Raw genomic sequence first — 13,835 nt, 5'->3', positions numbered from 1 at the left:
TTCCTGACGGGTGTCAAGCAGGGTCATCCAGATACTGGTATACTTACATCTAAAATTGCCTTCGCGCTTTTGTATTTATATTTTCTAAGGATCCACAAATGAGTGAGCGAATTCCCGTTAAAAATATCTCACCAGTTAAAGTTCACCAACCCGATAAAAATACACATGATAATAGCTATACACCACGCAGTCGCATATACGTAAGAGCTGTTAAAGGCGCATTAGAAAATTTTCGACGTTTTTTTGGATTATTCTTCTTAGGTATTTTCGCAATTTTCCCTTGGATCCAGTATCAGGGACATCAAGCTATATTATTAGATATTGGTGCCCAGAGGTTCAATATTTTTGGCCTTACCCTTTGGCCACAAGATTTAACTCTCCTAGCTTGGATTTTAATCGTTGCCGCATTTGCACTATTTTTTGTCACCACCTTTGCTGGAAGAGTATGGTGTGGCTTTATGTGTCCACAAACCACCTGGACTTTTATCTATATATGGTTTGAAGAAGCTATAGAAGGCAGTCGAAATAAGCGTATTAAGCTTGATCAACGAGCCTGGGATTTCGATAAAATATGGCGTAAAACCTTAAAACATATCGCATGGCTAACCATTGCGCTATTTACCGCTCTCATATTCGTTGGGTACTTTACCCCTATTGATAGTTTGTTTGTTGATTTCTTCACCTTTTCAGGCAGCTTTTGGGCTACAGCTTGCGTGTTGTTTTTCGCACTGTGTACATACGGAAATGCTGGCTGGATGCGAGAAATAATGTGTACTCACATATGTCCTTATGCTCGTTTTCAATCTGCCATGTTCGATAAAGACACCTTCACCGTAGGCTATGACGCAACGCGAGGAGAGCATAGAGGGCCTCGTGGACGAAAAGCAACGAGAGAGCAAAATCAAGAAAAAGGCTTAGGAGATTGTATTGATTGCAACTTATGCGTTCAGGTTTGCCCCACAGGAATAGACATACGTAACGGATTACAATACGAATGCATTAACTGTGGTGCCTGTGTAGATGCCTGTAATGGGGTAATGGAGAAGATGAACTATCCTAAAGGACTGATTAGTTTCACTTCAGAAACCCAGCTTGCTGGAGGTGTCACTAAAATATTTCGTCCTAAATTGATTGGGTATGCCCTAGTTTTACTGTTAATGTCTGGACTACTGGTTTTTGAGATTGCCACACGGTCTCCTCTAGAAATCGATATTATAAAAGACCGTACTCCTCTCTATAGAGAAACAGGCAATGGTATGATAGAAAACATATTTACAATTAAAATTCTCAATAAATCTCAAGATGCTCAACAGTACCGAGTGTCTGTATCTGGGCTCCCAGAGCACACGATAATAGGCACACTTGACGCGACAGTAGCTGGAGGCGAATTGTTTAACTTACCCATTAGTATCGCCATCAACCCTAAATACCTTACAAAAACGGTAACTGAGTTCCATTTTGAAGTAGACGCTACAATAAATTCTGACGAAGTAATTCATGCAGAAGAAGTAAGCAAATTTTTGTACCCAGACTTATGAGTACATTTGATTTCTCTGGATTAAATCCAGACCTTATTTTAGATGCCATAGAGTCTACCGACATTCGAGTAGAGTCTGGTTTACTTGCCTTAAATAGCTATGAGAATAGGGTCTATCAATTTCTAGCCGAAGATAGAAAGCGCTATGTGGTGAAGTTCTACCGGCCACAACGTTGGACTAAACAACAAATACAAGAAGAGCATGATTTTGCCGCTGAGTTGGCTAGTCATGAAATTCCTATTGTCGCCCCTTTAGTTATCTGTGGACAAAGTTTGCATTTTTATCAAGGTTACCTTTTTGCTGTGTTTCCTTCTGCAGGTGGACGGCAATTTGAAGCAGACAACCTAGATCAATTAGAATGGATGGGACGCTTTATTGGCCGTATGCACAGTGTTGCAAAAAGTAAAACATTTAAGCATAGGCCTGCTATCAGCATTCAATCCCACCTAGAAATCCCCGCAAAAGAATTAAAGCAAACAACCCTGATCCCACAAGATTTACATCAAGCTTTTTTTACTATACTCGAACAAGTCATAGAGCTAACACAAAAATGCTATAACGATAGTACGCACATTCGGCTCCATGGAGACTGCCACGCAGGTAATATTTTATGGCGAGATGGTCCTACATTTGTGGACTTAGATGACTGCCGAACTGGGCCTGCAATCCAAGATTTATGGATGATGTTATCAGGAGATAGACAGCAGCAGTTTATCCAATTAGACACACTAGTAGAGGCTTACGAGGAGTTTTGTGACTTTGACAGAGCTCAACTATCTCTAATTGAACCTTTACGTGCTATGCGCATGGTCCATTATATGGCTTGGCTCAGCAATAGATGGAATGACCCTGCTTTCCCCCAAGCTTTTCCATGGTTTGCCGAGGGTAGATATTGGGAACAACAAATTTTGGCTTTGAAAGAGCAACTATCAATCTTACAAGAGCCAGCACTTATTCTGTAAGAACAAAACTAATACTTTAGTATAATGCCAGACACTTTTCTCATCCTTTCTTTGTTAGAAAAAAAACCTAACATAAAATTTATTCCATTAAAAACAACAGCTTAACATCAAAGCCAGTGGCATACATACGTATTCGGCCACATACCCAAAATACCTAATAGATATGTCTTTTTAAAAGATAATACCCCCATCGAATCGGCACTCCTAAAAACAATAACTAGCTGATGATTTGTATTTAATGAAATTACACATGAGTATCTTATATGAACATAAAAATGTTTTACAAAGCCATTACAGGAGTAGCCTTAGGTTGCACTATTTCACTTTCATCTTTTGCTGAAGTCGTTGTAATAGTCCACCCCAGCAACAACGCCACATTCAGTCAAAAAGCAGTGCAAAGAATTTACCTTGGCAAAGAAAAAAAGTTTTCTGATGGTAAAGAGGCGTTACCAGTAAACCAAGTTCCATCATCTGCCGCTAGGGAATCTTTTGATTCAGACACCTTAGGACGTAGCACTAACCAAGTTGCAGCTTATTGGTCTAAATTAGTATTTACCGGAAAGGGCATACCGCCAAAAGAGCTAGACAATGATTCAGCCGTGATAAGCATTGTCGCTGAAAACCCAAATGCTATTGGCTATGTAGATAGCGCTTCAGTCACAGGCACTGTTAAAGCCGTTTCGCTAAACTAATTGAGGACATATTAATGAAAAAGTTATTAACCATTGCAGCTTTAACTGCCACCACATTCACAGCCAGTGCTGAAGTAAGAATCAACGGTTTTGCCAATTTAATCGGTGGGATCAGTAATACAGAAGGATCCCCCTATGGCTACGGAGAAGATATAAGCTTCTCAGAAGAGAGCTTATTTGCTATCCAAATTAGTGGTGATATAAATGAAAAAATGACGGCAACAGGCCAAATTGTCGCTAGGGGTGAAGATGACTACTCTCCTACCTTTGAATGGGCCTATATGACCTATGCTGCAAGTGATAACTTAAGTGTAAGTGCTGGACGACTACGTTTACCCTTATTCCGCTATTCGGCATCACTTGATGTGGGTTACTCTTACCACTGGATAACTGCGCCTCAGGCTGCATATGATGTACCTTTCAACAACCTTGATGGTATTCGTCTTGACTACAGTAACTATGCCGGTGATTGGGAGTATAACCTGCAATTAGCATACGGTACCTACGAAAACTCCACTGAAGACTATAATGTCAATGGAACAAATACAATAGTGGCAAGTGCTGAGTTAGCTTACGAATGGCTTAAATTGCGAGGTGTTTGGGGAACCGCTAAAACAACTTTAAATCTCTATGCCCTAGAAAGTACTTTCGCAACTTTTGAGCAAATATTACCTGCTGACTTCTATGATTTATACGTATCTGAAGACAACAGTGGTTATTTTGTTGGCTTTGGTGCTGAGGTTGACATGTTTGACTGGTTTGTTAGTGGCGAAATTACCAGTGTTGATACACCAGATTCTTTCCTACGAGAAGATATAGCCTATTACGTAACTGCTGGATTAAGGCTAGGTAAATTTACCCCCTCAATAACATATGAAGTAAAGAAAAGTGACGATGATTTTAAATTCACTAATCAAATTAGTGCATTGCCGTCAGCTGAGTTACAGGCTTCACTATATGGAATTCAAACTTTATTAGACGACGACCTAAAAAATATTACCCTAGGTTTGAGATATGACTATGATACTAACATTGCCCTCAAGGCTGATGTATCTAAGTATACGGATGACATAAATGAAGACAATGACGCAACACTTATAAGGGTTGCAGTGAACTATGTTTTCTAAGTAATACAGGTATATGTTTAGGCCGCTCTTTAGCGGCCTTTTTTTATGTATACACCAATAAAAACATTAACATTGACTTACAAAGTCCTGTCGGATTTTTATCATACCTATGCTAATCTGTGCTAAATCTTCAATCTGTAGAAAGCGGAATACAATGAAAAAAATATTACTACTTATTGCATTAGCAACCTTTATTCCTTTACAAGCGGCAGCCCAGGAGCGATGGAAAGAGGGAATTCATTACAACATCATTGCTGAACAAGCGACTGATAAAAAACAAGTTATGGAGTTTTTCTCATTTTGGTGCCCTCATTGCTTTAACTTTGAGCCTTTAGTTAAAAGTATGAAAGCTAAGCTAGCCAGTGACGTAGACTTCAAAAAAGTGCATGTTAACTTTATGGGGTTTACCTCCTCACAAATTCAAGATGAAGCCACTCGCGGTATGATGGTAGCAAGAGCATTAAAAAAAGAAGAGCAGCTAAATGGCGCTATCTTTAAATACATACATGTTCAACGCTCAAATTTAACTAGCCTTAATGACATAAGAAATATATTTGTGGTTAACGGTGTTGAGCCAGAAGAGTTTGATAAAATGGCTTCAAGTTTCGGTGTTAATAGCTTAGTACAAATGAATAACAAGAACATCGCTCAATATCGTAAACACGTAAGCGGTGTCCCTAACTTCATTGTTAATGGTAAATACCAAGCTGTTTTCAACAAAGATAGAAACCTAACTCAAGATGACATGGTTGATCTAGTAGTCTGGTTATCCACTCAAAAATAAGCGCTTCAGGTTTGATTAACTAAAGTTAATACCCAAAAGGGCATCATTTATTCTAAATGATGCCCTTTTTAAGTATATACACCTGTAATTTGTAATACTAAAACAATCCGAGTTGTTGCCCTGTCACTTCTTCAAAAGACACACCTATAAAGGGTAGTATCCCTTCAGCTATTGGCCGAACTTGCTTCTCAATATAGTGCTCATAATCAATTTTACTTGTTTGATACTCTATCGGCTCTGGTCCATTAACTGTAATTAAATAGCTCACCCATGCTTTGTTTTGATATTTACTGGGTTTTCCCAAGCTAACGTTTTTTTCATCGGCAATTCTTGCAGCTTTTACATGTGGAGGCACATTTTTTACATATTGAGCTAGCTTTCTACGTAACCGTTTGCGGTAAACTAGTAACTCGTCATAATTACCTTTACGGGTATTTTGAACTACATCTTGTATGTATTGAGTTACATCTTCTTTTGCGAACACCATTTTGTACAAAGTTAACTGGAACTGCTTAGCTAAAAGGGTCCAATCTGAGCGCACAGTTTCTAACCCTTTAAAAACCAACTCATCACCTAATGGAGTAGCTTTAACACCCGCATAGCGCTTCTTGCTGCCAAGCTCAGATCCTCTAATAGTTGGCATTAAAAAATGTTTAAAATGAGTTTCAAATTCAATTTCGAGCTCACAGGCTAACTCAAACTCCTCTTTTAGTTTGCTGCCCCAGTTCTGATTAATCATATCAGCCAAAGACTTACCAACAGAAGCTGCGGCTTCCTCTGTATAATCACCTTCTAACCACACAAAAGTTGAATCAGTATCTCCATAGATCACTTGGTATCCAGCTTCTTCAATCCAGTTCGCTGTGGTTTGCATAATATCGTGGCCTCGCATCGTTATAGAGCTAGCCAACCGTGTATCGTAAAAAGGGCACCCACCGGATCCTAGTACCCCATAAAAGGAATTCATTAATATCTTGATAGCTTGACTGCGAGGTCCATCTTTATTGCGTTTAGCCTCATCTCTTTGATTCCATAAGGATTCGATAATGTGCGGAAGGAAGTGTTTATCGCGACTAAATTTCGCACCGCGATAACCTTCAATTGCGCTTTGTGGAGACTTTAACCCTTCTACTAAGCCTAAAGGATCAATCTTAAAGGTGCGGATAATGGATGGATACAGACTCTTGTAATCTAGTACTAGTACATTTTCATAGAGTCCAGGTTTAGAGCTCATCACATAACCACCAGGACTAGCTAAACCACCATCTGCGGGCCGGTTTGGTGCAATATAGCCAGACCTATGTAATTTTGGTAAATACAAGTTGATAAATGCAGCAACTGAGCCCCCCATGCGGTCTAGCTCTAGGCCAGTTAACTGACTTCTAAGCACCAAGAAATCGAGTACTCTAGTTTTTTCAAAAATGTCTAATACTAGGCGACAATCTTCAAGGTTATACTCAGCTAATTTAGGCTTATCATAAAGAAAGTCATGCTCAATATGGGCCATTCTGTTATCAATATCTTCAGTTTTTTTGCCTCGCCCCAGTAATTCTTGAGCAACATTTTCTAAACTAAAGCTGTCAAATTGATAGGTAGCCGTTTTCAAGGCTTCAATTCCATCTATAACCAAACGACCCGCAATACTTACAAACCCTTGAGAATTATCACTGCGAGAATCACGCCACGCTAAGGGCTGCCCATCACGACCAATATTAAATGACACGCCGTAAACTTCAGCACGCTTAACAAGTAACCTAAAATCGAAATTTACGATATTCCAACCAATGATTAAATCAGGATCAAATTGATTGAGCTGTTCGATACACTTTACTAACAGCTCCTTTTCGTCTTCAACCCATTCCACCCACTCAGGGCCAGCTTGTTTTGCCCCTATCATTAACACTACTTGAAAATCTTGGCCTGCCATACCAATAGAATACAAATGACCTTTATCACTGCACTCTATATCTAAAGACAAAATCTTAAATTCAGGTACAAATTTGCTGGGTTTGCAATTGATATCAATAAGTGAAGGAGTAAACGTAGCTGTTTGAATATGGCCAGTAAATTTAGCACTACCATAAACAAAACGCTCCATTAAAAAGCGGTCGGTTAATCTAATATCGGCTTCAAAATGTGGCAATCTGTGGCGCTTGAGTAAGTTTCTGGCTTGGTAGAGTGCTGAAGTCGTATCAAAATACATGCCTCCTACCAACTCATGCTCAAAGGTACTGAGGGCTAAAGGTTTGTAATCATGCTTAATATTACTAGTGCTGAGTAACTCACTAATTTGATTTCCATCACACTGACGTACAAAAAATACACCTCGTTGAGCCTCGGTCGTCCCTTTAACCGGCCCATTTGCTGTCAAAAACCAAAAATCTAAAAATGTTTTACCTTTTCGGTCAAATGCATGTGAGGTTAGTACAAAACCTTCAAAAATTTCAGACACTATATATTTATATCTTCCGAGCGTTCACATTGTACAACCATATTTTTACCATTCGTCTTTGCGCGGAATAAGGCAGTCGTTGCTAATTGCACCATTTTATCTGACGTATCTGTCTTTCTATATTCGCAGATACCCGCTGATATGGTTACCTTTAAATCAGGCATATTTATCTTATCACTTACCTCCCCCATTGCTAGGCGTAAATCTTCAATCGCCTTGTAAGCACAATCAATACCTACTTCAGGCATAACAATCAAAAAACCTTCTTCTGTAACTCGCCCTAATTCAAAATCTTTAGAGAGGTTTTCAATACATAGTTCAGTAAACAGTTTAAGGACTTTATCACCGGTAAAATAGCCAAACTTATCATTAATAAACATCAAGCGATCTATATCAACCAAGGCTATTGATAACTTGCCACCATTATTTTCTATACTTTCTAATTGTGTGTTAACAGCCTCTATTGTCTGCTGTTGATTCATAAATCCTGTTAATGCTTCGCTCGTTGCTAAACTATCTAGCTTACGAACAGACTTTTTATTACTAATAAGTCGACCCAATAGGATAAGAATAAGTGCCGTGACTACCAATATGCCACTTACCATTGACCAACTAACATCTTTTTGTGGCATCGAACTACTTAATTCTTGTGCAACCACAGCAGGGGCAGACATCAATAATGAAATAGCCACTACAAAGACTTTATTAGTTTTACGAAAATAAGAGGAAAAATGAGGTTTGTCTATCGACGAATTAAATTGCTTGCTGAACAAAAATATATCCTTAACGTGATGTTTCAAAATGAAAATAAAGGCAATTCCAAAAACCACCAAAGCTCGAAAAATTAGACAGGAACAAAAAAAACGAGTTCTATCGAGTGATAAGAACGAGATGTTAACACTTAAATTTCTTTTCTTTTTTATAAACTGGAAATTTTTATATATCCATCAATAAGCCCATAAAAAAACGACCTCAAATGAGGTCGTTTTAAAGAATACAAAATTCCTGAACCGAATAATTTGTGTACTTTAGATACGGTCGTTTAAAACCGCAACAATAGGTGAAGTTGTTAAACCATTTTCATTTGCCCAGTCTAATACTGTTTTACCATCTTTTTCTGGAGCTTGAAGGTCACCCTTGGGCATTTTTTTAACCATTAGTGTGCCCGTTTCCACAGCATTATTTAGCATAGCTGTACGAATAAGGCTATTGCCGCCACAAGACACACCTGTGTAATAATCTTTTAGCTTTAATCTGAAGTCAGATTGAACACGCTTCATTTTTTTGCGTAATTCACCTTTGTCATCAGCTTTTACGATAGTACAAATATTCTGTAATGCTTCACCAACATCAGCCTGAGCTGTTCCTGCAGATAAAAAAGATATAGTAGCGATAGCGATAGAAGTTTTAACGATTTTCAACATGGTTAAGTCCTCGGGTTAATTAAGTTGTGCAACACTTGCTGCGTTGAAGCTATTAAAACCCAGCTAGGACGATTAAAAAATCTACGTGTCTATACTTTAGTATTAGTTCTGATACATGCTCGGTAAAAACGTCGATTAAACTCAAAGATATTATTCATACTCTTCTTATAAATCCTTTTGAGGCTGCCTTGTGACAACCCCATTCCTAAGCGCTTTTCCGTGTTTTATTAACCAATAGTTAAATGGAGGGATATCGTAAATGTTGTAGCCTTAACTTTGTTCTTCCCTAGTAAACACCAACTCATTGCCTTGGCTTTTTTCAGCAGAAAACTGATAACCTGCGGTATCAAAACCTTTTAACTGACTAATCTCTGTTAAACGATTTTCAATAATATACCTAGCCATCAAACCTCTTGCCTTTTTTGCATAAAAGCTGATGACTTTATATTGTCCATTCTTAGCATCTTGAAACACAGGAGTGTAGATTTCACCATTTAAAGCTTTTGGTTTAACAGACTTAAAATACTCATTAGAAGCTAAGTTAACTAAAACATTATCACCTTGGGCAGCTAGGGCTTGGTTAAGTTTATTGGTAACTCGGTCATCCCAAAATTGATATAGATTCTTATTTACTCCAGTATCTAACTTGGTTCCCATTTCAAGTCGATAAGCCTGCATTAAATCTAACGGACGCAATACGCCATATAGTCCAGATAAAATTCGCAAATGTTGTTGCCCATAATCCAAGTCTTCTTGGGTTAAACTAGCAGCATCTAAACCACTGTAAACATCGCCATTAAATGCAAGTATGGCTTGTTTGGCATTCTCGGTATTAAAAGGCAATTGCCAACTAGCGTACCGGTCTGCGTTTAACCCAGCCAACTTATCACTAATTTTCATTAATGAGCCTATTTTTGCTGGACTTAGCTTGCGGCAGTGCTCAATTAGAAACGCCGCATCATCTAACATCTCCGGTTGCGTGAATGTATTTGTAGTAGGCGGAGTTGTGTAATCAAGGTTTTTAGCTGGGGAAATAACCACTAACATTCAAAAGGGTCCTGTAATTAATAATTTAAAGTAAGTCTAGGTTCTAGATATTGGGCATGGACTGAAAAAAACAAGCAGCTCTTGATTGGGCTTTTAAGATAGGAGTCTAGAGCATTTATCTCAGATTTGGGTTGATGCAAGCTAACTGTAAAATGCTTTTACCTACCTTAATTAAATTTTTTAGCAGTATTACTAGCCTTTTACTGGTATCAGCTTTTTAACAGTTATATCCTTTATACCTAGGACTGTTAATATGTTTGGTAAACATTAAGCATAAGATAGTTAGCTTACTTCTTTGAGTTCACAACCAAGCTATAGCACATTAGCATCAAGCATAAACTAATCGTCACCCATTACAGAGGATACTATGTCTAACCAATTAGAAGCTTTACGAGAAATCACTACAGTTGTTGCTGATACAGGTGATATCGAAGCAATCAAAAAATACCAACCAGTAGATGCAACTACAAACCCATCTTTATTGCTAAAGGCTGCAGAAATGCCCCAGTACAAATCTCATCTAGAGAGTGCTGTTGCATGGGCAAAAGAACAATCATCAGATCCAGAACAGCAAATTATTGATGCTGGCGATAAGCTTTCAGTTACCATAGGCACAGATATCGTTAATATTGTACCTGGTCGTATTTCTACTGAAGTAGATGCTCGTTTATCTTTTGACACTGCTGCAAGTATTGAAAAAGCGCACAAATTAGTTGCCCTATACAAAGAAGCAGGCATAGACAAAAGCCGTATACTCATCAAATTAGCCTCTACTTGGGAAGGCATCAAAGCAGCTGAAGTACTAGAAAAAGAAGGCATCAACTGTAACCTAACGCTATTATTTGGTTTTGCTCAAGCACAAGCTTGCGCTGAAGCTGGCGTCTACTTAATTTCTCCTTTTGTAGGTCGTATACTTGACTGGTATAAGAAAAGCACAGGAAAAACAGACTACACTTCAGAAGAAGATCCAGGCGTAGTATCTGTTACTAAAATCTACAATTACTACAAAGAGCACGGCTACAAAACTGTCGTTATGGGTGCAAGCTTCCGTAACACAGGTGAAATCACTGAGTTAGCCGGTTGTGACCGTTTAACTATTGGACCTGCTTTATTAGAAGAGTTATCTCAATCAGATGCACCTCTTCCAGTTAAACTTACAGACACAGGAGCAACTAAAACTCCTGGAGCGCCTTTGACTGAAGCCCAATTCCGCTGGGAAATGAATCAAGACGCAATGGCAACTGAGAAAGTATCAGAAGGTATTCGTAACTTTGCCATCGACCAAGTAAAACTAGAAACACTTTTAAAAAGCTACTTATAAGTTAAATTAGCTTATTAACAAAGCGTCGTTCTGCGGCGCTTTTTTGTCATTACCATTTTATAAGCCCTACACCCGAGGTCTCCTATGACAGCATTGACTGAATCTCAAGCTTGGCAAAACCTAAAGAGCCTAGCAGAACAAATAAAAACACAACACATGCGAGATTGGTTTGCAGCCGATCCCAAAAGAGCTGAAAAGTACACTGAGTCTGCTTGTGGTATCGAATTAGATTTTTCTAAAAATTTAGTCACAGACGAAGTACTCAGTGCATTACAAGCTTTGGCAACTGAGTGTCAAGTTTCAGAAAAGCGCGACGCCATGTTTGCTGGTGAAATTATCAATCACACCGAAAAACGCGCAGTACTGCATACTGCTCTTCGTAACTTTTCTGGTAACCCAGTTCTAGTTGATGGCCAAGATGTCATGCCAGAAGTACTAGCCTGCCAACAAAAAATCCAAGATTTTGTGGCAAGTGTTCACAGCGGTGAGCGCAAAGGTTACACAGGAAAGCCTCTTAAACAGATTGTTGCGATTGGCATAGGTGGTTCATTCTTAGGTCCTAAAATAATGTCTGAAGCACTCAAACCTTATTGGTTTGAGGGTGTAAAAGTGCATTATGTAGCAAACGTAGATGGCTGCCATATTCAAGACGTATTAGCCACAGTTGACCATGAAGAAACCTTAGTTGTTATGTCCTCTAAGTCTTTCACCACTCAAGAAACGCTGCAAAATACCCTGACTGCTAAAGCATGGTTTTTAGAAGCTGGCGGTACGCAACAAGATATAGCCAAACATTTCATTGCCGTATCTTCAAACATCAAAGCCGCCACCGAATTTGGTATGGCTGAAGATAATATATTTCCAATGTGGGACTGGGTAGGCGGTCGTTATTCACTTTGGTCAGCGATAGGCTTACCTATTGCCTTGACTATAGGCTACGACAACTATCGTGAACTACTACAAGGTGCCTTTGACATGGATGAGCACTTTAAGTCGGCACCAGTAGAGCAAAACCTACCTTTATTACTAGGGCTATTGGGTGTTTGGTATGTCAATTTCTTTGGCGCTCAAAGTCATGTACTACTTCCCTACTACCATTATTTACGTGGCTTCCCAGCTTATGTTCAACAACTAGATATGGAAAGTAACGGTAAACGTATTGCCGGTGCAGAAACAGCAACTGACTATGAAACGGGCCCAATTATCTGGGGAAGTGAAGGTACTAACGGCCAACATTCATTCCATCAGCTTATTCACCAAGGTACTGTATTAGTTCCCGCTGACTTTATGTTACCTCTGAACGTTCCCAATCAAGATGCGACTCATCATGCTATGTTAGCTTCTAATTGCTTCGGTCAAACTCAAGCCCTAATGCAAGGTAAAACATTTGACGAGTGCAAAGCTGATTTAGCGTCAAAAGGGCTAGATGATTCAGAGTTAAACTCACTGGCGACCCATAAAACCATGCCTGGAAACAAACCAAGCAATACCATGTTATTTGATAAGGTGGATCCTAAAACATTAGGGGCGCTAGTGGTCATGTACGAACACAAAGTATTTGTACAAGGTGCAATATGGGGCGTGAACTCATTTGACCAATGGGGTGTTGAGCTAGGAAAAGAACTAGGTAATCAAGTGTTAGATAAACTCGTTAATACTGACGCGCCGCTAAGCTTTGATGCTTCAACTAACCAGCTAATAGCTAAGTTTAGAGCAGCAAATAGCTAGCATTAACTAGGTTAGATAAAAACTAAAAAGGCGGATTACGTTGGTAACCCGCCTTTTTAATTAAAATTAAGTTCTACAAAAAAGTCCTAAAATGGATTTTGGCTATACCCTTTAGCATTTAAAATCGCGTGCGCAGTCATTGCAGATAGCGCCATATTTACCCCTTCAATCATATCTGTGTTATCCAATTGATGAAAAGCTGCAGACTGACCACACTGCACAAACTGAACCTTATTAGCCAATAAAGTGTCAATTAGCTCTGCATTGGGGTTTTCTTTGCCGTATTTAGCTTGGTAGGACTTTGTATTGCGCATTTCATTTGTCGCGCCACCATGAACAACAACTACAAGATCAATGTTCTTTGCAGGTATCCCATTTGCAACATGCATGTTGTAAAAGCGAGCCACACTATCAAAGCCACGATTAACGCCGCCCTCTTTACCTGCTTTAGCAACATCGAAAACCACTTTTAACTTAGTGTCTTTGGCAATTTTCATATCCTGCTTTACTGCAGCATGTTTACCATAGCCAAATATTATGGGCCCATCAGCAAACTCTGCAGCTGAGCTTTGTAAACACATACCACACATTAAACTTATCATTGCGATCTTAGCTAAATTATTCATAGTGACTCTTCTCCGTAGTTCTTTATTTTATTAAATTCGGCAATTAACTATATATTTCTAGAGACTAGCTTTAAAGTGTCAGGATAATTTAGATATTTAGCACAGCCTAAAAAATGCTAAAGTATTTATTTTAG

12 protein-coding genes are annotated in these 13,835 nt (G+C 38.9%); 7 read left to right on the top strand and 5 right to left on the bottom strand.

Annotated elements, in window-relative coordinates; translation table 11 throughout:
• The first annotated feature begins 98 nt into the window (after positions 1-98).
• The 5 genes from ccoG to ACMUMK_RS03375 all read left to right on the top strand — a co-directional run bounded on the left by ccoG (position 99) and on the right by ACMUMK_RS03375 (position 5,103).
• On the top strand, positions 99-1,538 hold the full coding sequence (gene ccoG / locus ACMUMK_RS03395) for a cytochrome c oxidase accessory protein CcoG (RefSeq protein WP_414699714.1): 1,440 nt from the start codon (positions 99-101) through the stop codon (positions 1,536-1,538).
• On the top strand, positions 1,535-2,500 hold the full coding sequence (locus tag ACMUMK_RS03390; RefSeq protein ID WP_414699713.1) for a serine/threonine protein kinase: 966 nt from the start codon (positions 1,535-1,537) through the stop codon (positions 2,498-2,500). The genes ccoG and ACMUMK_RS03390 overlap by 4 nt, the downstream gene beginning before the upstream one ends.
• A gap of 263 nt (positions 2,501-2,763) precedes the next feature.
• On the top strand, positions 2,764-3,192 hold the full coding sequence (locus ACMUMK_RS03385; RefSeq protein ID WP_414699712.1) for a phosphate ABC transporter substrate-binding protein: 429 nt from the start codon (positions 2,764-2,766) through the stop codon (positions 3,190-3,192).
• Positions 3,193-3,206: 14 nt separating this feature from the next.
• Positions 3,207-4,319, top strand: a complete 1,113-nt coding sequence (locus ACMUMK_RS03380; protein ID WP_414699711.1) for a porin — start codon at positions 3,207-3,209, stop codon at positions 4,317-4,319.
• Positions 4,320-4,473: 154 nt separating this feature from the next.
• Positions 4,474-5,103: a thiol:disulfide interchange protein DsbA/DsbL gene (locus ACMUMK_RS03375; RefSeq protein WP_414699710.1), complete on the top strand. Its 630-nt coding sequence runs from the start codon at positions 4,474-4,476 to the stop codon at positions 5,101-5,103.
• 97 nt (positions 5,104-5,200) lie between these two features.
• Here the strand turns inward: ACMUMK_RS03375 and ACMUMK_RS03370 are convergent, their stop codons facing one another.
• From ACMUMK_RS03370 to yaaA, 4 genes are all read right to left on the bottom strand, one after another.
• A complete protein-coding gene (locus ACMUMK_RS03370) occupies positions 5,201-7,555 on the bottom strand; it encodes a DNA polymerase II (RefSeq protein WP_414699709.1) in 2,355 nt (784 codons plus the stop codon).
• On the bottom strand, positions 7,555-8,328 hold the full coding sequence (locus tag ACMUMK_RS03365; protein ID WP_414699708.1) for a GGDEF domain-containing protein: 774 nt from the start codon (positions 8,326-8,328) through the stop codon (positions 7,555-7,557). The genes ACMUMK_RS03370 and ACMUMK_RS03365 overlap by 1 nt, the downstream gene beginning before the upstream one ends.
• Positions 8,329-8,583: 255 nt before the next feature.
• Positions 8,584-8,979 carry a DUF3718 domain-containing protein gene (locus tag ACMUMK_RS03360; protein ID WP_414699707.1) on the bottom strand — a complete coding sequence of 132 codons (396 nt, stop codon included), beginning with the start codon at positions 8,977-8,979 and terminating at the stop codon, positions 8,584-8,586.
• 270 nt (positions 8,980-9,249) lie between these two features.
• On the bottom strand, positions 9,250-10,026 hold the full coding sequence (gene yaaA / locus ACMUMK_RS03355) for a peroxide stress protein YaaA (protein ID WP_414699706.1): 777 nt from the start codon (positions 10,024-10,026) through the stop codon (positions 9,250-9,252).
• Between the two features lie 367 nt (positions 10,027-10,393).
• On the opposite strand from yaaA, the gene tal reads away from it, so the two are divergent.
• A complete protein-coding gene (gene tal, locus ACMUMK_RS03350) occupies positions 10,394-11,347 on the top strand; it encodes a transaldolase (RefSeq protein WP_414699705.1) in 954 nt (317 codons plus the stop codon).
• An 84-nt stretch (positions 11,348-11,431) separates the two neighbouring features.
• On the top strand, positions 11,432-13,075 hold the full coding sequence (pgi, locus tag ACMUMK_RS03345) for a glucose-6-phosphate isomerase (RefSeq protein WP_414699704.1): 1,644 nt from the start codon (positions 11,432-11,434) through the stop codon (positions 13,073-13,075).
• An 86-nt stretch (positions 13,076-13,161) separates the two neighbouring features.
• Here pgi and ACMUMK_RS03340 read toward each other — a convergent pair whose 3' ends face one another.
• Entirely contained in the window at positions 13,162-13,701 is a 540-nt protein-coding gene (locus tag ACMUMK_RS03340; RefSeq protein WP_414699703.1) for a DsrE family protein, read from the bottom strand.
• Positions 13,702-13,835: the final 134 nt, after the last annotated feature.

The sequence above is a fragment of the Paraglaciecola sp. 2405UD69-4 genome, assembly GCF_047525415.1.
Taxonomy (GTDB): Bacteria; Pseudomonadota; Gammaproteobacteria; order Enterobacterales; family Alteromonadaceae; genus Paraglaciecola.
The sequence above is the reverse complement of the archived record's forward strand: the minus strand, read 5'-3'. Positions and strand labels throughout refer to the sequence as shown.

Bases quoted from the DNA above. Each gene is read 5' to 3' on its own strand.
- ACMUMK_RS03390 (WP_414699713.1), top strand. From the start codon at position 1,535: ATGAGTACATTTGATTTCTCTGGATTAAATCCAGACCTTATTTTAGAT.
- yaaA (WP_414699706.1), bottom strand. From the start codon at position 10,026: ATGTTAGTGGTTATTTCCCCAGCTAAAAACCTTGATTACACAACTCCG.
- ACMUMK_RS03385 (WP_414699712.1), top strand. From the start codon at position 2,764: ATGAACATAAAAATGTTTTACAAAGCCATTACAGGAGTAGCCTTAGGT.
- ACMUMK_RS03375 (WP_414699710.1), top strand. From the start codon at position 4,474: ATGAAAAAAATATTACTACTTATTGCATTAGCAACCTTTATTCCTTTA.
- tal (WP_414699705.1), top strand. From the start codon at position 10,394: ATGTCTAACCAATTAGAAGCTTTACGAGAAATCACTACAGTTGTTGCT.
- ACMUMK_RS03360 (WP_414699707.1), bottom strand. From the start codon at position 8,979: ATGTTGAAAATCGTTAAAACTTCTATCGCTATCGCTACTATATCTTTT.
- ccoG (WP_414699714.1), top strand. From the start codon at position 99: ATGAGTGAGCGAATTCCCGTTAAAAATATCTCACCAGTTAAAGTTCAC.
- ACMUMK_RS03340 (WP_414699703.1), bottom strand. From the start codon at position 13,701: ATGAATAATTTAGCTAAGATCGCAATGATAAGTTTAATGTGTGGTATG.
- pgi (WP_414699704.1), top strand. From the start codon at position 11,432: ATGACAGCATTGACTGAATCTCAAGCTTGGCAAAACCTAAAGAGCCTA.
- ACMUMK_RS03380 (WP_414699711.1), top strand. From the start codon at position 3,207: ATGAAAAAGTTATTAACCATTGCAGCTTTAACTGCCACCACATTCACA.